Raw genomic sequence first — 20,019 nt, 5'->3', positions numbered from 1 at the left:
AGCTTCGCGCCGCACCCACCGGGCGTGGGCCGCAGAGAGAAGAGCGGTGGAGAACCCGCCCTGTGGACGGACGCCCCGCGTCTACTGCAGCGCGTCGAGCCAGACCTTGCGGGCGTCCAGTGCTTCCTGCGCTTCTTTGACCTTGCGCTGGTCGCCGGACGCCTTGGCGTCGTCGAGCTCCTGCTGAAGCTTCGCGATCGCCTCGGTGAGCTGGCTCGCGAGCCCCTCGGAGCGCGCCTTCTTCTCGGGGTTGTTCCGCTCCCAGTGCTCTTCGTCGAGGCGGCGCACAGCGGCCTCGACCTTGCGCAGCCGGTCTTCGATCGGGCGCACCTGATCGCGCGGCACCCGGCCGATCTCATCCCAGCGCTGCTGGATCGAGAGGAGCGTCGCCCGAGCCGACTCGCGGTCGGTGGCTTTGAGCAGCGGCTCCGCCTCGTCGAGGAGGGCGAGCTTGAGTTCCAGGTTGGCCGAGTACTCCTCGTTGTCCTTCGCGTCGACCTCGGCCTTGGCGGAGTAGATCGCGTCGCCGGCGGCCTTGAAGCGGGCCCAGAGGGCGTCGTCGTTGCGCTTGCCTGCGCGCCCGGCGAGCTTCCACTGGTCGAGCAGCTGACGGTACTCGGGGACACCGTCGGCGCCACGGGGGATCAGCGCCTCCGCCTGCTCGATGAGCGCGGTCTTGCGAGCCCGGACATCGCGGTGCTGGTTGTCGAGCTCGGCAAAGAAAGCCTTGCGGTTGTGCTCGATCGTCGAGCGCGCGGTGCGGAACCGCTTCCACAGCTCGTTCGCCTCGTTCTTGGGGATGCGCGGACCATCGTGCTGGTGGGTCTGCCACCGGGTGAACAGCGAATCGAGAGCCGAGGTGGTCTGCTTCCACTGCGTGCGCGCAGGATCCTCGGCGGCAAGGGCCTCGGCCTCGACGACGATGGCCGTGCGCTCAGCGACGGCCTGCTCGACCTGGGCCTTCGCCTCGGCGCTCTGCTGCTCCGTGAGCTCTTCGACGGTTCCGCCGAGGGTGTCGAGACGGGCGGCGAGCGACGCGAGGTCGCCGACGGCGTTGGCGCCGGCGACGCTCGTGCGGAGCGATGCGACCGCCTTGGCGATGTCCGATGCGGGGGCGCCGCGCTTGGCGCGCTGCTCGAGCAGCGTCACCTGGCCGGCGAGGTCGGTGTACTTGCGCTCGAAGTAGGCGAGAGCCTCTTCGGCCGTGCCGTCGGGATACTGGCCGACGGCCCGCTCGCCGTCGCCCTCGCGCACGAAGACGGTGCCTGTCTCATCGACACGACCCCACGGTTGCTGATCAGTAGTAGCCAAGACCCTCACCTTGCTGATGACGTTCCGAGCGGGAGACCGCCCACAGTTGCGATTCAGCCTATTGCACGCAGGGGCGGCGTGCAGCCGCCCCCGGATGATCCGCTACTGGAGCGAGAAGCTGTCGATGGTCGTCGCGACGACCGGCTTGCCATCCGTTCCGCCGCCCTGCACGCCCTTGTCCGTGACGCCGGAGATGAGCTTGTCGAGTCCGCTCGTGACCTTTCCGATCACGGTGTAGCCGCCTGCGCTGTCGGACGGGATCTTGGTGTCCTTGTACACGATGAAGAACTGGCTGCCCTGGCTCGAGGCGTTGTCGCTCTGTCGCGCCATGGCGAGCGTGCCCGCCGGGTAGATGTCGTCCTTCGGTGCGTTCTCGATCGGACCGTACGAGTATCCGGGACCGCCGGAGCCGTCGCCCTTGGGGTCGCCGCACTGCAGCACATAGAAGCCGCCGTTGGTGAGACGGTGGCAGGTGAGCCCGTCGTAGAAGCCCTTGGACGCGAGCCCGATCGTACTCGACACGGCCTGCGGTGCCTTCGCGCCGTCCAGGTCGACCCCGAGCGCGATGTCGTTGATCGTGAGGGCACCGGTCCAGTGGCGGTTGCCCGCGAGCGTCTTCGGCGGCAGCGTGTAGGTCTGCGCAGAGGCCGACGGCGAGGCGGATGCGCTCGGCGTGCCCGGCTTGGCGAAGTACAGCAGCTGCGTGGCCACGGCGAGCACGATGACGACGAGCACCGCGCCGCCGGCGATCCAGTTGTCGCGCCGACGCCGCTTGGTCTTGGTCTCGTGAACGGTCTGGCGCGCCTGATAGGCGCGCAGCCGCTCTCGGGCCTGCCGGGCTTCGCGGTCGTTCTGCCTGTTTGATGCCACGTGATTCCTCCGAGGGCGCGCCGTCGTGCGAACGATCCGTCGCGCCACCGCCCGCGGATCAGGATGAACTTTATGCGACTTGCCTATGGGTGACAAAGTCGCCGCTCCCAGCCAGCATGTCGGCGGTGCCGACTAGCCTGGAGGAATGGTCGACGTGCAACCCGGGCTCCGCACAGGGGCGACCCCGTTGGCTGTGCGGATGCGTCCGAAGTCACTCGACGAGGTGGCGGGTCAGAAGCACCTGCTGCGTCCCGGATCTCCGCTGGTCGCGCTGGCCTCCGACCAGAGCGGCGAGACCGGCTCGGTCTCCGTCATCCTGTGGGGGCCGCCGGGTACGGGTAAGACCACGCTCGCGCAGGCCATCGCGCACTCGTCCGGCCGTCGGTTCGTCGAGCTCTCCGCCGTCACGGCGGGGGTCAAAGACGTGCGCCTGGTGATGGACGAGGCGCTCTCGACCCGCGACCTGTACGGCGTCTCGACCGTGCTCTTCCTCGATGAGATCCACCGCTTCACCAAGGCGCAGCAGGATGCCCTGCTCCCTGGCGTCGAGAACGGCTGGGTCATCCTGGTCGCCGCGACCACCGAGAACCCGTCGTTCTCGGTGATCTCTCCGCTGCTGTCGCGCTCACTCCTCCTCACGCTGGAGACCCTCAGCGACGACGACCTCGGCATTGTGATCGACCGCGCCGTCGCCGACGACCGCGGGCTCGCCGGCCAGTACACGCTCGACCAGGAGGCCAGGGCCGCGATCATCCGGCTCGCCTCCGGGGATGCGCGGCGCGCCCTGACGGCGCTAGAGGCGGGCTCGGTGAGTGCCGCGTCGTCCACACCGGCGACCTCCAAGAAGAAGCCGGTCATCACGGCCGAGATCGTCGCGCAGGCGGTCGACCGTGCGCTGCTGCGCTACGACCGCAACGGCGACGAGCACTACGACGTCATCAGTGCCTTCATCAAGTCGGTGCGGGGCTCGGACGTCGATGCGTCGCTCCACTACCTCGCCCGCATGATCGAGGCGGGGGAGGATCCGCGCTTCATCGCGCGCCGCATCATCATCCTGGCGTCCGAAGACATCGGCATGGCCGATCCGCAGGCTCTGGTGGTCGCGATCGCCGCCGCCGACGCCGTGCAGTTCATCGGGATGCCGGAGGGGCGCATCCCGTTGGCCCAGGCCGTGGTGCACCTGGCGACCGCTCCGAAGTCGAACGCGGCGTACATGGCGCTCGACGCGGCCATCGCCGATGTGCGCGCCGGGCGCATCGGGCGCGTGCCGAAACATCTGCGCGATGCGCATTACCCGGGAGCCAAGCGCTTGGGCCACGGCAAGGGGTATCAGTATCCGCACGACGACGCGCTGGGTGTGCTCCGGCAGCAGTATCTGCCCGACGAACTCTCCGACGCCGCCTACTACCAGCCGACCGAGCACGGCAACGAGCGCGACGTCTCCGCACGCCTCGCGAAGCTGCGCAAGATCGTGCGCGGGAGCTAGTCGCGGTTCTGCTAGAATTGCTGCGCCTAGAAGTGTGTGTCGCGTGCGGCTGCGTCGACATTCGCTCTCGAAGGGACAGGCCCTGTAGCCGGGCGTCCTTGGCGACATCCCTCTAATTTTTGCAGCACGAAGTGTGCTGCGTTCATTGTGTTAGAGAGACAACCGAAAGGAACTCGTGTCTACCAAGTCACGTACCCGTAGCAAGACCCGCCTGTCGCGGTCGCTGGGCATCGCCCTGACCCCGAAGGCCGCCAAGTACCTCGAGAAGCGTCCCTACGCTCCGGGTGAGCACGGTCGCACCAAGCGCAAGGCCGACTCGGACTACGCCGTTCGTCTGCGCGAGAAGCAGCGTCTGCGCGCCCAGTACGGCATCCGCGAGAAGCAGCTGAAGATCGCGTTCGAAGAGGCTCGCCGTACCCAGGGCCTGACCGGTGAGAACCTGGTCGAGCTGCTCGAGATGCGTCTCGACGCCCTCGTGCTGCGTGCCGGCTTCGCCCGCACCACCGCCCAGGCTCGTCAGATGGTCGTGCACCGTCACATCCTCGTCGACGGCAACATCGTCGACCGTCCCTCGTTCCGCGTGAAGCCGGGTCAGCTGATCCACGTCAAGGCACGCTCCGAGGGCACCGAGCCGTTCCAGGTCGCGGCCGCCGGCGGACACGTCGACGTTCTGCCGAAGGTCCCGGCCTACCTGGATGTCGAGCTCGACAAGCTGCATGCTCGTCTGGTCCGCCGCCCGAAGCGCGCCGAGGTCCCCGTGACGTGTGAAGTCCAGCTCGTCGTCGAGTACTACGCGGCCCGCTAAGGATCGCAAAGACTCCCGGAACGGGGTCGTGGCTTCGTGCCACGGCCCCGTTCTCCTTTTTCCGGCGCGGTGAGACTACGCTGGGAGAGTATGCCGATGACGGAATGGATGGTGGGCACGTGTCGGGTGGCGATATCGCAGGGCTGATCGCGGCGGTCGTCTTCGCCGTGCTCGTCGGGTTCATCGCGATCCCGCTGGTCAAGTTCGGCCGGGTGCTCGATCAGACGCGCGAGGCGATCAAAGACGCCAGCGACGGGATCACGCCCATCCTCGACGAGACCGCGACGACCATCCAGGAGACGAACAAGCAGCTCGCGCGGGTCGACGTGATCACCAAGAACGTGGCGGATGTCACGGGGAACGTCTCGGCCCTGGTCGCCCTGTTCGCGGCTACCGTCGGAGGGCCGCTGATCAAGCTCGCGGGGTTCAGCGCAGCGGTGCGCGCGGCCTTCCGGGCAGCGGGCGGCTCTCGGCGTTCGCGCGGCACGACGCACTAAACTGACCCAGGCGCGCGGGTGATTCCGCGTGTCCCATCCACTTCAGGGAGTATCGGAATGAAGAGTTTTCTGTGGCTCATCGTCGGCGTGGCGATCGGATTCGCCGTCGCGCACAAAGTGAACGAGACACCGCAGGGCAAGCAGTTCTTCAGCTCGCTCGACAAGAAGGCACGCGACTTCGGGGAGGCCGTCGGCGACGGCTACCGTCAGCGCGAGGCCGAACTCCGCTCGGCCATCGACGGCGACTGACCGACCGCGACGACCGCACCGGCTCCAGACCCATTCACCACCTCTCACCGCTCGGAACCCATGCAGACTGCTGAAATCCACCGCCGTTGGCTCGACTTCTTCGCCAAGCGCGGACACACCGTCGTCCCCTCCGCCTCGCTCGTCAGCGACGACCCGTCACTGTTGTTCACGGTGGCCGGCATGGTGCCGTTCGTCCCGTATCTCACCGGCCTCGTGCCGGCGCCGTTCCCGCGCGCGACGAGCGTTCAGAAGTGCATCCGCACGCTCGACATCGACGAGGTCGGCAAGACCCCGCGGCACGGCACCTTCTTCCAGATGTGCGGCAACTTCTCCTTCGGCGACTACTTCAAGGAACAGGCGATCACATTCGCCTGGGATCTCCTGACGACGTCCGAGGACGACGGCGGTCTGGGCTTCGACCCGAAGGACCTCTGGGTCACGGTGTACGAGGAGGACGACGAGGCGCGCGACATCTGGCGCCGGGTCGCCGGCCTGACGGATGAGCGCATCCAGGGCTTGGGCAAGGACACGAACTACTGGTCCACCGGCCAGCCCGGGCCCGCCGGGCCCTGCTCGGAGATCTTCTTCGACCGTGGTCCCGCGTACGGCATCGACGGGGGTCCGGCCACCGACGACGATCGCTACGTGGAGATCTGGAACCTCGTCTTCATGCAGTACCTGCGCGGCGAAGGCACGGGCAAGGCCGACTTCGACATCCTGGGCGATCTGCCCAAGAAGAACATCGACACCGGTATGGGTCTCGAGCGCGTCGCGTTCCTCAAGCAGGGCGTCGAGAACATGTACGAGATCGACCAGGTGCGCCCGGTCCTCGACCGTGCGGCGCAGCTGGCGGGCAAGACCTACGGTGCGGTGCACGACGACGACGTGCGTCTGCGCGTGATCGCAGACCACGTGCGCAGCGCGCTCATGCTGATGTCGGACGGCGTGACGCCGTCGAACGAGGGCCGGGGCTACATCCTGCGCCGTCTGATGCGTCGCACCGTGCGCGCGATGCGCCTGCTCGGTGTCGACCACGCGACCTTCCCGGAGCTGTTCACGGTGTCGCGCGACGCGATGAAGGCCGCGTATCCGGAGGTCGAGAAGGACTTCCCGCGCATCTCCCAGCTGGCCTATGCGGAAGAGGAGACGTTCCTGCGTACCCTCGTCGCCGGAACGGGCATCCTGGACACCGCGGTCTCCAACACGCAGCGCGCCGGCAAGAAGGAGCTCGCGGGCGACACCGCGTTCCTGCTGCACGACACCTACGGGTTCCCGATCGACCTCACGCTCGAGATGGCGGAGGAAGCAGGGCTCAGCGTCGACCGCCACGCGTTCGATTCGCTGATGGCCGACCAGCGCTCCCGGGCGAAGGCCGACGCCAAGGCGAAGAAGACCGCGCTGGCCGACCTGTCGGTCTACAGCTCGTTCCGTTCGCTCGGCGAGACCGTGTTCACCGGCTACACCGAGCTCGAGACGGAGTCGAGTGTGCTCGGCCTCATCGTCGACGGCGCATCGGTGTCGAAGGCGACCGAGGGGCAGATCGCCGAGATCATCCTCGGCGCGACGGCCCTGTACGCCGAGTCCGGCGGGCAGGATGCCGACGCCGGCACGATCGTCGGCCCGGGCTACGAGCTCGACGTCCTCGATGTGCAGAAGCCGGTCAAGGGCCTCATCAGCCACAAGGTGCTGGTGCGCAGCGGCGAGGTCGGCGTTGGCGCGCCCGCGACGAGCCTGGTCGACCACGACTACCGGCGCGGGGCGCGACAGGCTCACTCGGGCACCCACATCATCCACGCGGCCCTGCGTCAGGTCCTCGGGTCGAACGCCCACCAGAGCGGTTCGTACAACAAGGCCGGCTACCTGCGTCTCGACTTCTCGTGGAACCAGGCGCTCTCGCCCGAGACGCGCACCGAGATCGAAGAGATCTCGAACAACGCCATCCGGCAGAACTTCGAGGTCACCACACGGGAGATGCCGCTCGCTGAGGCCAAGGCGCTCGGCGCGATGGCCCTCTTCGGCGAGAAGTACGGGGACACCGTGCGCGTGGTCGACATCGACGGACCCTGGTCGCGCGAGCTCTGCGCCGGCACCCACGTGACGTCCAGCGCCGAGATCGGGATGATCAACCTGGTCAGCGAGGCGTCCGTCGGCTCGACCAACCGCCGCGTGGAGTCGCTGGTGGGACTGGAGGCCTTCCGCGACCTCGCGGTCGAGCGCACGATCGTCTCGCAGCTCTCCGGTTCGCTCAAGACGCCGCGCGAGCAGCTTCCTGAGAAGATCGCCGATCTGATGGCCAACCTCAAGGCGGCGGAGAAGCGGATCGCCGCCTTCGAGGCCCGTGCCGTGCTCGACAAGGTGCCGGCGCTGCTCGAGAGCGCCGCGCGTCACGGTGCGGTGACAGTCGTCGCCCAGGATGCGGGAACGCTCAACTCGGCCGACGACCTGCGCCTCCTCGTGACGACGGTGCGTGAGCGCCTCGGCTCGGACCCGGCGGTCGTCGCTCTCGCGGCCCGGGCCGGCGACAAGCCGGTCGTGATCGTCGCCACGAACCAGGCGGCGCGCGACACCGGGGCGAACGCGGGCGCGCTCGCCAAGACGGCGGCCGGCGTACTCGGCGGAGGCGGCGGCGGAAAGGCCGACCTCGCCCAGGGCGGCGGAACGGACGTCGACGCCATCCCGGCCGCACTCAACGCCGTGATCTCGGGCATCGGGGGCTAGGCGCCGGTGCGAACGGGAGTGCGACTCGGCATCGACGTCGGGAAGGTACGGATCGGCGTGAGCCGGTCCGACCCGCACGGCATGCTCGCCACGCCCGTAGAGACCGTGCCACGCTCCGAAGATGCTGCGGATCGCCGCCGGATCGCGGAGATTATGACGGAACTCGGAGTTTTCGAGATTATCGTCGGACTGCCATTGGCGCTTTCGGGAGCACACACGGCATCCACCGCTGACGCGATCGGATTCGCCACCGCCCTCGAGGCCGACGTGGATGTCCCGGTACGCCTCGTGGACGAGCGGCTCTCGACCGTTTCCGCTCACTCAGCACTGCGAGCATCCGGCAAGAACTCGAAATCTGCGCGTCCGGTGGTGGATCAGGTCGCCGCCACGATAATTTTGCAGCACGCCCTCGATGCGGAGCGCGCTACAGGTCATCCGCCGGGCTCTCCCATCGAACCGAGCATTGGACCCTAGTTTGTCGCAGAACCCACACCCTCCCGGGCCGGGCGAAACGATCCCGGACGTCGACGCACCCGTTTCGGACCGACCGCCCATGACGCGCCGGGAGGCCCGGATGGCGCAGGGCGGGTCCGCCCTGACCGCCGGCACCCCCGACGAGGCGGACGCGGAGTTCGACGCCCTCCTGGCCGCCGACCGCGTCGCCGCCGACCGCGACGTGGCGGCCGACAGCCCGGCTGCCGCCCGCCCGAGGTCTGCGGCCGAGACAGTGCTCGACAGTCCGTTCGCGACCTTCGAGGAGATCGCCGCCGTCGCCGACCCCGAGGCCGGCGACGCGCGTGGCCCCGGTGGGCAGGTGCCCGGGGGCCCCGAGTCGCCCCTCGCCTGGCGGCAGCAGAACTACCTCTCGCACCGCGAGCCCAAGAAGAAGCGCAGCTTCAAGCCGCTCTGGGTCACGCTCATCGTCGTCGCCATCCTGGGCGGGCTCGTCGGCGGTGCCTACGCAGCCTTCCAGCCGCAGGTCGCCAAGCTGGTCGCGGCGATCACGCCGAAAGACGACGACTACTCCGGCAACGGCAGCGGGACGGTCATCGTCTCGATCGTGTCGGGCGACACCGGTTCGGATGTGGCGACCAAGCTTCAGAAAGCCGGCGTCACCAAGACGTACAGCGCTTTCTACTCGCTGCTGCTCCGCCAGCAGCAGGAGGTCGAGTTCCAGCCCGGCGCGTTCAAGCTGGCGAAGAAGATGAGCGCGCAGGCGGCGCTGCTCGCGATGGAGGATCCGGCGTCGCGTGTGCAGAACACGGCTGTGATCCCGGAGGGGACGGCGGAGAAGGACATCCTGCCGCTCCTCGCCACCGCCACCAAGATTCCCGTCGCGGAGTTGACGGCGGCGGCCAAGAATCCGCAGCAGTACGGTGCTCCCGCACAGGCGACGACGCTCGAGGGCTTCCTGTTCCCCGCGACCTACACGTTCACGCCGGGGATCACGGCGCATGACGTGATCAAGACGCTGGTCGACCGCACGTTCCAGTCGCTCGACGACGCCGGGGTGAAGCCGGCCGACCGCTGGAAGACGATCGTGCTGGCCTCACTGGTGCAGCGCGAGGCCGGGCTCGCGCCCGACTACCCCAAGGTGTCGCGGGTCTTCCTCAACCGTCTCGCGCAGGGCTGGGATCTGCAGTCCGATGCAACGGTGGCGTACGGCACCGGCAACACCCACACAGTGACCACGACGGACGCCGAGCGCGCCGACGCGTCCAACAAGTACAACACCTACGTGCATCCGGGGCTCCCGGTCGGGCCGATCTCGAACCCGGGCGACCTGGCGATCAACGCGGCGCTGCATCCGGCAGCCGGACCGTGGATGTTCTTCGTGACCTGGAACCTGAAGACCGGCGAGACGATCTTCTCGACGACCGCGGCCGAGCACGACGCCGCCGTCGAGAAGTGGCAACAGTGGATGAGGGACAATCCTGGCTATGAGTGACAAGCGATCGACCCCGGCGGACGACGAGAACGGCGACGCGATCATCGACGAACTGGCTGAGCCGGCGGTGATGTTCGAGGGGGAACCCGAGGAATCCGAGGATGCCGACGAGGTCGACGAGGACGACGAGGACGCCGCCGATGCGGACGTGGCCGACGACGATGACGAGGTCGTCGCCGATGGCGAGGCGGAGTCGCTCGATCCTGCCGAGAACGGTGTGTCCGAGGCGGATGCGGAGGCGGGAATCGCTGCGCTGGTCGAAGCCGAGCGTGCGCGCGAGGCCGAGGAGGCGGCCGTCGCCGAGGCCGAGGACGCCGCCGACCGGGAGGACCCTGCCGACGATGAAGCTGAGGCGGAAGCCGATGCCGACGCCGAGCCCGCGGTCGAAGCCGAGGCCGCCGTCCCGGAACCCGCTGCTCCGCGGACCCCGCGCAAGAAGACGTCCCGTTCGCCCAAGGCGCCGGTGCGTCGATTGGCTGTGCTCGGCTCGCCGATCGGTCATTCCCAGTCGCCTGCCCTCCATCGCGCCGCGTACGAGGCCCTCGGGCTCGATTGGGAGTACGAGAGCGTTGACGTCGCAGAGGACGGGCTGGCCGACTTCATCGACGGTCTCGGCCCCGAATGGCGCGGCCTGTCGCTGACGATGCCGCTCAAGCAGTCGGTGATCCCGCTGCTGAACGAGACCGACCGGGTGGCCGAGCAGACGGGTGCGGCCAACACCGTCCTCCTCGACGACGGCGCCGTGCGCGGGTTCAACACCGATGTCGCCGGCCTGGTTCGCGCGGTGCGGGCGACCGGCCTCGAGAGCGCCCGCTTCGTCCACATCCTCGGCGGCGGGGCGACGGCGGCCTCGGCCCTGGTCGCCGCGGCCGAGCTCGGTGCCGAGCGGGTCGACGTGTATGTGCGGTCGCTCGAGCGCAGCGTCTGGCTCGAGCCGCTCGCACACGACCTCGGGCTGATGATCCGGATCCGCCCGTTCGGTCAGGCCGATCGCTCGCTCGACATCCCGGAGCTGGTCATCAGCACCCTGCCGGGCGGGGTGACCACGGATGCGGTCTACACCGACTCGACCCGGCGCCGCGCACTGCTCCTCGACGTCTCCTACGACCCGTGGCCGAGCGTGCTCGGTGCGGCGTGGAAGGCGGTCGACGGCCGCGTCGTCTCCGGGCTCGCCATGCTCGCGCACCAGGCGCTGCTCCAGGTGCGCATCTTCGTCTCCGGCGACCCGCTGCAGCCCCTCGAGAACGAGGATGCGGTGCTCGCCGCGATGCTCGACGCCGTCCGCATCGACGAGACCGGCTCCCCGCTGTCCTGACGCGCACGTCGCGCCTTCCGTCAGCCGTTGCGTCACACGAACGGGCGGCCCTGTGGCGCTATGCCAGAATCGAATCATGCTTCGTTGGCTCACGGCCGGGGAATCCCACGGCCCCGAACTCATCGCCCTGCTCGAAGGGCTCCCCGCCGGCGTGCCGGTTTCCCTCGACGCGATCCGCGCCGATCTGGCGCGCCGCAAACTCGGATACGGCCGCGGCGCCCGCATGAAATTCGAACAGGATGCGCTCGATATCTCGGGCGGCGTGCGCCACGGCTACAGCCTCGGCAGCCCCATCGCCGTGCGCATCGGCAACACGGAATGGCCCAAGTGGGTCGACGTGATGAGCGCGGAGCCCGTCGACGCCGAGAAGCTCGCCGGTGGCAGAGGTGCGGCGCTCACGCGGCCGCGACCGGGGCACGCGGACCTGGTCGGCATGCAGAAGTACGGGTTCGACGAGGCACGGCCGGTACTCGAGCGCGCGAGCGCCCGCGAGACGGCAGCGCGCGTCGCCCTCGGTGCGGTTGCGCGGTCGTTCCTCGAGCAGCTCGGCATCACCCTGGTGAGCCACACGCTCTCCATCGGTCCGGTCCGCGTCCCCGAGGGGTCGCCGCTTCCCCTGCCCAGCGACGTCGAGGCGCTCGACGCCGACCCGCTGCGGTGCTTCGATCCTGCGACCTCGGCCGCGATGGTCGCCGAGGTCGACGCCGCCCACAAAGACGGCGACACACTGGGCGGCGTCGTCGAGGTGCTCGCGTACGGCCTCCCGCCTGGCCTGGGCTCGCACGTGCACTGGGACCGCCGACTCGACGCGCAGCTCGCCGCCGCCCTCATGGGCATCCAGGCGATCAAGGGCGTCGAGGTCGGTGACGGATTCCTCACGACGACACGTCGCGGGTCCGACGCGCACGACGAGCTCGTGCCGGGCGACGGCGAGATCTCGCGCACGAGCGACAAGGCCGGCGGCACCGAGGGCGGCATGAGCACCGGAACGGTGCTGCGGGTCCGCGCGGGCATGAAGCCGATCGCGACCATCCCGCACGCCCTCCGCACGGTCGACATCGCGACGAGTGAAGCCGCACCGGCCCACCACCAGCGCTCCGACGTCTGTGCGGTTCCCGCCGCGGGCGTCGTCGCCGAGGCGATGGTCGCACTGGTGCTCGCCAACGCGGTGCTCGAGAAGTTCGGCGGCGACTCGATCGCCGAGACGTCGCGCAACCTCCAGGGGTACCTCGACGCCATCCCGGACAACCTCGCCACGACGCGGCTGTCTGCGCCGTACGCGGAGTGAACGGTGTGACGATCGTCCTCATCGGACCGCCGGCGGCCGGCAAGACGCGGATCGGCCGGCGCCTGGCGAAACGGCTCGGGCTCCCATTCGTCGACACCGACGCGGTGATCGTCGCCCAGCACGGACCGATCCCCGGCATCTTCGCCGAGCACGGGGAACCGCACTTCCGCGCGCTCGAACGGGTGGCGGTCGCAGAATCCATCGCCGAGCCCGGGGTGGTCTCGCTCGGCGGCGGGGCCGTGCTCGACCCGGAGACGCAGTCCGATCTGGCCGCGACCACGGTCGTGCTGCTCACGGTGCAGGCCGACGCGATCGCGTCGCGCATCTCCAACGCGAAGCGGCCGCTCGTGACCGACCTCGAGTCGTGGAAGCGGCTCGTCGCGGCACGTTCCGATCTGTACAACTCGCTCGCCGACTACACGGCGGACACATCGACCAGGCCCATCGAGACCATCGTGGAAGAGATCGCCGCCTGGGTGGAAGAAGGACACCGATGACCGACATCGAGCACGACCAGCCCACCGAGATCCTCGTGCCGGGGGTCGACCAGTATCCGGTGGTCGTCGGGCGCGGCCTCCGCGCCGACCTCGCGCCCTACCTGGGCGCGGGGGTGAACAAGGTGCTGGTCGTGCATCCGCCGACGCTCGGCGCTGCCGCGGCAGAGCTCCGCGAATCGCTCGTCGGACGGTACGAGGTGCTCCTCGCCGAGGTCCCGGATGCCGAAGCGGCCAAGCGGGTCGAGGTCGCTGCATTCTGCTGGCAGGTCATGGGCCAGGCCGACTTCACCAGGTCGGACGCCGTCATCGGCTTCGGCGGGGGAGCGGTGACCGACCTCGCCGGCTTCGTGGCCGCGACGTGGCTGCGCGGTGTTCGCCTGGTGCAGGTGCCGACCACACTGCTCGGCATGGTCGACGCGGCCGTCGGCGGCAAGACCGGCATCAACACGGCGGAGGGCAAGAACCTCGTCGGTGCGTTCTACGCGCCGGCCGCGGTGATCTGCGACCTCGACACGCTCACCTCCCTCGGCCGCAACGAACTGCTCGCCGGGTTCGGCGAGGTCGTCAAGTACGGCTTCATCGCCGAGCCGGAGATCCTCGACATCATCGAGCGCGACGTCGACCGGGCGACCGATCCGTCGAGCCCCGAGTTCCGTCGGCTGGTCGAGCTCTCCATCGGCATCAAGGCGCGCGTCGTCGGCGAGGACTTCACCGAGCAGGGCCTGCGGGAGATCCTCAACTACGGTCACACGCTCGGTCACGCCATCGAGCATGCGGAGCGCTACCAGTGGCGTCACGGCGCCGCCGTGTCGGTGGGGATGGTCTTCGCCGCGGAGCTCGCGCGACTCAGCGGCCGGCTGAGCGACGACGTGGTCGACCGGCACCGTCGCATCCTGGAGTCGCTCACCCTGCCCACGACGTACCCTCTGGGGCGCTGGCAGACCCTGCTGGCCACCATGCAGCGCGACAAGAAGGCGCGCGGCAGCCTGCTGCGCTTCATCGTGCTCGACGACCTGGCGCGGCCCACCGTGCTCGCCGGTCCCGACCAGAGCCTGCTCTTCGCGGCGTACCAAGAGATCGGCTCGTGACGACGGCGGGTCCGGCAGTGAAGACCGTCGTCGCCGAACTGCAGATCGAGCCGGGCGACGACACGTGGTCGGCGGTGCGCGTGCGTCCGCTCGCCGACGGGGAAGCGCCAGTAGGCTAAGGCGTCATGAGCGACTCCGCCTCCCGCATCCTGGTACTGAACGGCCCCAACCTGGGCCGGCTCGGCACGCGGGAGCCCGACGTCTACGGGTCAGGCACGCTGGACGACCTGCGCGCCGTGCTCGAAGCCGACGCGCCCGATGCCGCGATCGACCTGCGTCAGACCGATGCTGAGGCCGAGCTGCTCGGCTGGCTGCACGAGGCCGCCGACACGGGCGAGCCGGTCATCCTCAACGCGGGCGCGTGGACGCACTATTCGTACGCACTCCGCGACGCCGTCTCGATGGTGACGAAGCCGGGAGGGACCGTGATCGAGGTCCACCTCTCCAACCCGCACGCCCGCGAGGAATTCCGCCACACCAGCGTGATCAGCGCGGTGTCGACGGGCGTCGTCGCCGGTTTCGGCTTCGAGTCCTACCGCCTCGCGCTCGCCTACATTCGCCGAAACGCGCGCTGAGAACTAGAATCTCTTGAGGCTGCCGCCGGATGGCCAGCCACCGTGGACCGCCTTGGGCGCGCATCCACCCGCAACTTCTCCCAATCGAACGGAACACAGGCATGGCAACTACTGCTGACATCAAGAACGGCGTCGTCCTCAACATGGACGGCCAGCTCTGGACCGTGATCGAGTTCCAGCACGTGAAGCCGGGCAAGGGCGGCGCCTTCGTGCGCACCAAGCTGAAGAACGTCACCTCGGGCAAGACCGTCGACCGCACGTTCAACGCCGGTTCGAAGATCGAGACTTCGAACGTCGACCGCCGCGACTACCAGTACCTGTACCAGGACGGCGAGAGCTTCGTGTTCATGGACACGAGCGACTACGACCAGCTCTCCGTTCCGGGTGTCGTCGTCGGCGACGCGGCCAACTTCATGCTCGAGAACCAGAACGTCACCGTCGCGCTGCACGAGGGCGAGCCGCTCTACGTCGAGCTCCCGGCCTCCGTCGTGCTGGAGATCACCTACACCGAGCCCGGCCTGCAGGGCGACCGCTCCACCGGCGGCACCAAGCCCGCGACGGTCGAGACCGGCTACCAGATCCAGGTCCCGCTCTTCCTCGAGCAGGGCACCAAGGTCAAGGTCGACACCCGCACCGGGGACTACCTCGGCCGCGTCAACGACTAGATCGCCCGAGACACGACCACCCGATGAGTGCACGAACCAAAGCCCGCAAGCGCGCCCTCGATGTGCTGTACGGCGCCGACATCCGGCAGATCCCGCTGAACCAGGCCCTCGCGACCGAGGCCGAGCGCGCGGCGAACGAGCCGCAGCGCGAGGCGTCGTGGATGTATGCGCGGGAGATCGTCGACGGGGTCGTCGACAACGGCGACGAGATCGACGAGCAGATCGAGACGTACGCCCAGGGCTGGACCCTCGCGCGGATGCCGGTCGTCGACCGAGCCATCCTGCGGATCGGTGTCTGGGAGGTCCTGTTCAACGACCAGGTCCCCGACGGCGTCGCCATCTCCGAGGCCGTCGAAGCCGCGACCGTGCTGTCGACCGACGACTCGGCCGGCTTCATCAACGGGCTGCTGGCCAAGATCTCCCAGAACAAGTCCCACTAGCGCCGCGGAACGTCACCAGGTGAGCGAGAAGAGCAGAATGAGCAGCACCACCCTCGTCCGACCCACGCGCCGCCGCGGCCTGCGGGCACTCGGCGCGGTTCTCGTGGCCATGGCCCTCGCGACCGGGATCAGCGCGTGCTCGCTCATCGGCGGCTCGTCTCCCGTCCCGTCGTCGACCGCCAAGGCGCCGACCGGTGTCGACGGCGCGGTGAACTTCGACGAGCGATACATCCAGGCAGGAACGGGCGACAAGAAGGTCGATCTGTGGTTCGACCCGATGTGCCCGATCTGCGGCATCTTCGAGAAGACCAACGGCGAGACGCTCTCGAAGGCGGTCGCCGACGGGTCGATCACCCTGCGGCTGCATCCGCTGACGTTCCTCGACCGCCTCTCCAACGGCACCGGATACTCGACCCGTGCCGTCGCGGCGCTCACCTGTGTCGCGGTGAAGGAACCGGCCAGGGCTCTCGAGTACTACCAGGCGCTCTTTTCGAACCAGCCGGAGGAGAACAGCGACGGCCTGACCGACAAGCAGCTGGCGAAGCTCGCGACGGATGCCGGCATCGGGGACATCTCGAACTGCCTGGCCGACAGCGGCCCGTACCAGTCGTGGGCGCAGGCGAACACCGCGCACTCGCAGACCGGTCCGATCACCGTCGACGGCAAGAAGGTGCTCGACCGCATCGAGGGGACGCCGACGGTGCTCGTCGACGGCAAGCTGTTCACGGGCAAAGTGGACGACGGACCGGCGTTCCGGTCCTTCCTGTCGGAGAACTGACAGGCCCTCCGAGGTCGGCAGACGCCAGCCGGCGTCCTGCTATGCTCGTCCACGGTAGACATCCTTTAACAGCCGTCCAGTGAGGCGGGGAAGGAGGTCGGCATGACAGTACGCACTGTGCTGCAACACGCTGACATCACCCGGGCGTTGACTCGGATCTCCCACGAGATCCTGGAGTCCAACCGGGGTACGAACGACCTCGTCATCCTCGGGATCCCCACGCGCGGTGTCGTCCTGGCGCAGCGCATCGCGGAGAACATCCAGCGGATCGAGCCCGGCACCGGCGACCTCGTCGGCGCGCTCGACGTGACGATGTACCGCGACGATCTCTCGCGGAACCCGACGCGCACCCCGGCGCCCACCTCGGTGCCCGGCTCGATCGACGGCAAGACGGTCGTGCTCGTCGATGACGTGCTCTACTCCGGCCGCACGATCCGGGCCGCTCTCGACGCGATCAGCGACCTCGGGCGACCACGTGCCGTGCGCCTCGCCGTGCTCGTGGACCGCGGCCACCGCGAGCTGCCCATCCGGGCGGACTTCGTGGGCAAGAACCTGCCGAGCGCTGCGAGCGAGCGCATCAATGTGCGGCTCACCGAGATCGACGGCGACGAATCCGTGACGATCGAGGAGACGGGGGAGGCGAGCGCATGAGGCACCTGCTCTCGACCAGGACGCTCGGCCGCGACGACGCCATCCGGCTGCTGGATATCGCCGAGGACATGGCGGATGTGCAGGACCGCGAGGTGAAGAAGCTCCCGACCCTGCGTGGCAAGACGGTCGTCAACCTGTTCTTCGAGGACTCGACGCGCACGCGCATCTCGTTCGAGGCGGCGGCCAAGCGCCTCTCCGCCGATGTCATCAACTTCAGCGCCAAGGGGTCCAGCGTCTCGAAGGGCGAGAGTCTCAAAGATACCGCTCAGACCCTGGCCGCCATGGGCGCGGATGCCGTGGTCGTGCGGCACCACGCCAGCGGAGCCCCGCAGACCCTTGCGACCAGCGGCTGGATCGACGCCGGCATCATCAACGCCGGCGACGGCACGCACGAGCATCCGACGCAGGCTCTGCTCGACGCGTTCACGATGCGGCGCCGGCTCCACGGCGCCGCATCGCGCGGACGCGACCTCGACGGTGTGACCGTGACGATCGTCGGCGACATCCTCCACTCGCGGGTCGCCCGGTCGAACGTCTGGCTGCTGGAGACCCTCGGCGCCACCGTCACCCTGGTCGCCCCGCCGACCCTCCTGCCGGTGGATGTCAGCGGCTGGCCGGCGCAGATCGGCTTCGACCTCGACGCGGCCATCGACGCCGGGCCCGACGTGATCATGATGCTGCGGATCCAGGCCGAGCGGATGAATGCGGCGTTCTTCCCCAACACCCGCGAGTACGCGCGGCGCTGGGGTCTCGACGACGAGCGCCTCTCCCGGCTCCGCACCGATAGCATTGTCATGCACCCCGGCCCGATGAACCGGGGCCTGGAGATTTCGGCGGCGGCGGCCGATTCGCCCCGCTCGACCGTCAGAGAACAGGTCGCGAACGGAGTGTCCGTGAGGATGGCGGCGCTGTATCTGCTGCTGTCCGGTGGAGATCGGGAAGACGCATAGAACATGAACGAGACATATCTGATCGCGGGCGCGACGCTCGCCGACGGCCGCACGGCCGACCTGCTGGTCGACGGAGGACGGATCGCCGAAGTGGGAGCAGGTCTCTCGGTTCCGGGCGCGACGGTCGTCGACGCGGCGGGACTGATCGCGCTCCCTGGGCTCGTCGACCTGCACACGCACCTGCGTGAACCGGGCTTCGAACAGAGCGAGACCGTGCTGACGGGCACGCGCGCGGCCGCCGCCGGCGGTTTCACCTCGGTGTTCGCGATGGCGAACACGTCGCCCGTCGCCGACACGGCCGGGGTGGTCGAGCAGGTGCTGAGCCTCGGTGATGCGGCCGGCTACGCCACTGTGCGTCCGATCGGCGCCGTCACCGTGGGACTCGAGGGAGAGCGTCTCGCAGAACTCGGCGCCATGGCCGACTCCCGCGCACGGGTGCGGGTGTTCTCCGACGACGGTAAGTGCGTCTCCGATCCGCTTCTCATGCGTCGTGCCCTCGAGTACGTGAAGGCGTTCGACGGGGTCATCGCCCAGCACGCGCAGGAGCCGCGACTGACGATCGGCGCACAGATGAACGAGGGGGCGCTCTCCGGCGAGCTGGGGCTCACCGGCTGGCCCGCTGTGGCGGAGGAGTCGATCATCGCGCGCGATGTGCTCCTCGCCGAGCACGTCGGCTCCCGCCTGCACGTGTGCCACGTCTCCACGGCCGGTTCGGTCGACGTCATCCGCTGGGCCAAGGCCCGGGGGATCGACGTCACCGCGGAGGTCACCCCGCATCACCTGCTGCTGACGGAGGATCTGGTGCAGGGCTACGACGCCCGCTACAAGGTCAACCCGCCGCTGCGCCGCCGGGAAGACGTCGAGGCGCTCCGCGCCGGCCTCGCCGACGGCACCATCGACATCGTGGCCACCGACCACGCCCCGCATCCGGTCGAGTCGAAGGACTGCGAGTGGGATGCCGCGGCGTTCGGAATGGTCGGGCTCGAGTCCGCGCTCTCCGTCGTGCACGCCTCCGTGGTCGAGAACGGGATGCTCGGCTGGTCCGACGTCGCGCGGGTGCTCTCGTCCGCCCCGGCTCGCATCGGACGCCTGTCCGGGCACGGCCACGCGCTCGAGGCCGGCGCGCCCGCGGAGTTCACCCTGTACGACCCGCAGGCGTCACGTGAATTCGCGACCGCCGACCTGGCGGGCAAGGGCGTGAACTCGCCGTACCTGTCCATGACGCTCCCCGGGCGGGTGGTGGCGACCTTCCATCACGGCTACCCGACGGTGCTCGACGGCGTGGTCGTCGAGGCCGACGTCGTCGCCGCCAGGGCCCGCTCGTTCGCCGGCGCGGAAGAGGGTGCTCTCCGTGGATAAGTTCCTCCCCACGATCGTGGTCGTCGTCGTTCTGGCCGCCGCGTTCCTGCTGATGTGGCTCGGCTGGCGCCGTCGCGCCCGTCGCGACGCCGGCGCGGGGTCGGGCTATCCCGTGGGAGCGCCCGCGCAGACGACGGAGTTGCCCCTGGCAGAGGTCGACGCGCTCTACGTCGCGACCACCGCCGGCGGTGAGCCGCTCGAACGTCTCGCCCTGCCCGGGCTGTCGTTCCGCGGGCGGGCCACCGTCACCGTCGCCGACGCGGGGGTCACCATCGCGGTGACCGGTGAAGCGCCGGTGTTCGTGCGATCCGAGGCGATCGCCGGCGTCGCCACCGCCACGGTCACGATCGACCGCGTGGTCGAGAAGGACGGACTCATCCGCCTCTCGTGGACCACCAGTGGCGGCACTGCCGCCGACAGCTACTTCCGGGTCGCCGACCCGGCTGACCGCGCGCCGCTGATCGCCGCGATCGAAACCCTTCTCCCCGCCACGCACTCGGCGGGATCGACCACCGAAAGTGAGGTGTGA

General features: G+C 69.0%; 22 protein-coding genes. 20 read left to right on the top strand and 2 right to left on the bottom strand.

Going from position 1 to position 20,019, the window contains the following annotated elements; all coding sequences use genetic code 11:
- Window positions 1–81 precede the first annotated feature (81 nt).
- Together PKE84_RS19080 and PKE84_RS19075 are read right to left on the bottom strand one after the other, a co-directional pair.
- Window positions 82–1,311, bottom strand: a complete 1,230-nt coding sequence (locus PKE84_RS19080) for a DUF349 domain-containing protein (RefSeq protein WP_271178822.1) — start codon at window positions 1,309–1,311, stop codon at window positions 82–84.
- A 102-nt stretch (window positions 1,312–1,413) separates the two neighbouring features.
- Window positions 1,414–2,181, bottom strand: coding sequence for a peptidylprolyl isomerase (locus PKE84_RS19075; protein WP_271178821.1), 768 nt, complete (start codon window positions 2,179–2,181; stop codon window positions 1,414–1,416).
- Between the two features lie 145 nt (window positions 2,182–2,326).
- On the opposite strand from PKE84_RS19075, the gene PKE84_RS19070 reads away from it, so the two are divergent.
- The 20 genes from PKE84_RS19070 to PKE84_RS18975 all read left to right on the top strand — a co-directional run bounded on the left by PKE84_RS19070 (window position 2,327) and on the right by PKE84_RS18975 (window position 20,019).
- Entirely contained in the window at window positions 2,327–3,667 is a 1,341-nt protein-coding gene (locus tag PKE84_RS19070) for a replication-associated recombination protein A (RefSeq protein ID WP_271178820.1), read from the top strand.
- A gap of 175 nt (window positions 3,668–3,842) precedes the next feature.
- Window positions 3,843–4,472, top strand: coding sequence for a 30S ribosomal protein S4 (gene rpsD / locus PKE84_RS19065; protein ID WP_271178819.1), 630 nt, complete (start codon window positions 3,843–3,845; stop codon window positions 4,470–4,472).
- Window positions 4,473–4,591: 119 nt separating this feature from the next.
- Complete coding sequence (locus PKE84_RS19060; protein WP_271178818.1) at window positions 4,592–4,969, top strand: DUF948 domain-containing protein; 378 nt, start codon at window positions 4,592–4,594, stop codon at window positions 4,967–4,969.
- A 57-nt stretch (window positions 4,970–5,026) separates the two neighbouring features.
- Entirely contained in the window at window positions 5,027–5,218 is a 192-nt protein-coding gene (locus PKE84_RS19055; protein WP_271178817.1) for a hypothetical protein, read from the top strand.
- A gap of 60 nt (window positions 5,219–5,278) precedes the next feature.
- On the top strand, window positions 5,279–7,936 hold the full coding sequence (gene alaS / locus PKE84_RS19050) for an alanine--tRNA ligase (protein ID WP_271178816.1): 2,658 nt from the start codon (window positions 5,279–5,281) through the stop codon (window positions 7,934–7,936).
- 6 nt (window positions 7,937–7,942) lie between these two features.
- A complete protein-coding gene (gene ruvX / locus PKE84_RS19045; RefSeq protein ID WP_271178815.1) occupies window positions 7,943–8,410 on the top strand; it encodes a Holliday junction resolvase RuvX in 468 nt (155 codons plus the stop codon).
- Window positions 8,411–8,489: 79 nt separating this feature from the next.
- Entirely contained in the window at window positions 8,490–9,884 is a 1,395-nt protein-coding gene (gene mltG / locus PKE84_RS19040; RefSeq protein WP_271178814.1) for an endolytic transglycosylase MltG, read from the top strand.
- Window positions 9,877–11,199: a shikimate dehydrogenase gene (locus tag PKE84_RS19035; protein ID WP_271178813.1), complete on the top strand. Its 1,323-nt coding sequence runs from the start codon at window positions 9,877–9,879 to the stop codon at window positions 11,197–11,199. The genes mltG and PKE84_RS19035 overlap by 8 nt, the downstream gene beginning before the upstream one ends.
- Before the next feature lie 76 nt (window positions 11,200–11,275).
- Complete coding sequence (aroC, locus tag PKE84_RS19030; RefSeq protein WP_271178812.1) at window positions 11,276–12,487, top strand: chorismate synthase; 1,212 nt, start codon at window positions 11,276–11,278, stop codon at window positions 12,485–12,487.
- Window positions 12,488–12,492: 5 nt separating this feature from the next.
- Entirely contained in the window at window positions 12,493–12,984 is a 492-nt protein-coding gene (locus PKE84_RS19025; RefSeq protein WP_271178811.1) for a shikimate kinase, read from the top strand.
- The gene (aroB, locus tag PKE84_RS19020; protein ID WP_271178810.1) at window positions 12,981–14,072 is read left to right on the top strand and encodes a 3-dehydroquinate synthase; all 1,092 of its coding nucleotides are present in this window, start codon (window positions 12,981–12,983) and stop codon (window positions 14,070–14,072) included. Before PKE84_RS19025 ends, aroB begins: the two co-directional genes overlap by 4 nt.
- Window positions 14,069–14,191 (top strand): hypothetical protein, encoded by a 123-nt coding sequence (locus tag PKE84_RS19015; RefSeq protein WP_271178809.1) that lies wholly within the window; start codon window positions 14,069–14,071, stop codon window positions 14,189–14,191. Before aroB ends, PKE84_RS19015 begins: the two co-directional genes overlap by 4 nt.
- 6 nt (window positions 14,192–14,197) lie before the next feature.
- Window positions 14,198–14,647, top strand: coding sequence for a type II 3-dehydroquinate dehydratase (locus PKE84_RS19010; protein WP_271178808.1), 450 nt, complete (start codon window positions 14,198–14,200; stop codon window positions 14,645–14,647).
- 101 nt (window positions 14,648–14,748) lie between these two features.
- Window positions 14,749–15,312 (top strand): elongation factor P, encoded by a 564-nt coding sequence (efp, locus tag PKE84_RS19005; RefSeq protein ID WP_271178807.1) that lies wholly within the window; start codon window positions 14,749–14,751, stop codon window positions 15,310–15,312.
- 23 nt (window positions 15,313–15,335) lie between these two features.
- On the top strand, window positions 15,336–15,752 hold the full coding sequence (gene nusB / locus PKE84_RS19000; RefSeq protein ID WP_271178806.1) for a transcription antitermination factor NusB: 417 nt from the start codon (window positions 15,336–15,338) through the stop codon (window positions 15,750–15,752).
- A 37-nt stretch (window positions 15,753–15,789) separates the two neighbouring features.
- Entirely contained in the window at window positions 15,790–16,530 is a 741-nt protein-coding gene (locus PKE84_RS18995; protein WP_271178805.1) for a DsbA family protein, read from the top strand.
- A gap of 102 nt (window positions 16,531–16,632) precedes the next feature.
- Window positions 16,633–17,181: a bifunctional pyr operon transcriptional regulator/uracil phosphoribosyltransferase PyrR gene (gene pyrR / locus PKE84_RS18990; protein ID WP_271178804.1), complete on the top strand. Its 549-nt coding sequence runs from the start codon at window positions 16,633–16,635 to the stop codon at window positions 17,179–17,181.
- The gene (locus PKE84_RS18985; protein ID WP_271178803.1) at window positions 17,178–18,131 is read left to right on the top strand and encodes an aspartate carbamoyltransferase catalytic subunit; all 954 of its coding nucleotides are present in this window, start codon (window positions 17,178–17,180) and stop codon (window positions 18,129–18,131) included. The genes pyrR and PKE84_RS18985 overlap by 4 nt, the downstream gene beginning before the upstream one ends.
- A gap of 3 nt (window positions 18,132–18,134) precedes the next feature.
- The gene (locus PKE84_RS18980) at window positions 18,135–19,490 is read left to right on the top strand and encodes a dihydroorotase (protein ID WP_271178802.1); all 1,356 of its coding nucleotides are present in this window, start codon (window positions 18,135–18,137) and stop codon (window positions 19,488–19,490) included.
- Window positions 19,483–20,019 carry a PH-like domain-containing protein gene (locus tag PKE84_RS18975; protein WP_271178801.1) on the top strand — a complete coding sequence of 179 codons (537 nt, stop codon included), beginning with the start codon at window positions 19,483–19,485 and terminating at the stop codon, window positions 20,017–20,019. The genes PKE84_RS18980 and PKE84_RS18975 overlap by 8 nt, the downstream gene beginning before the upstream one ends.

Source organism: Leifsonia poae (assembly GCF_027921845.1).
GTDB lineage: Bacteria > Actinomycetota > Actinomycetes > Actinomycetales > Microbacteriaceae > Leifsonia > Leifsonia poae.
The sequence above is the reverse complement of the archived record's forward strand: the minus strand, read 5'-3'. Positions and strand labels throughout refer to the sequence as shown.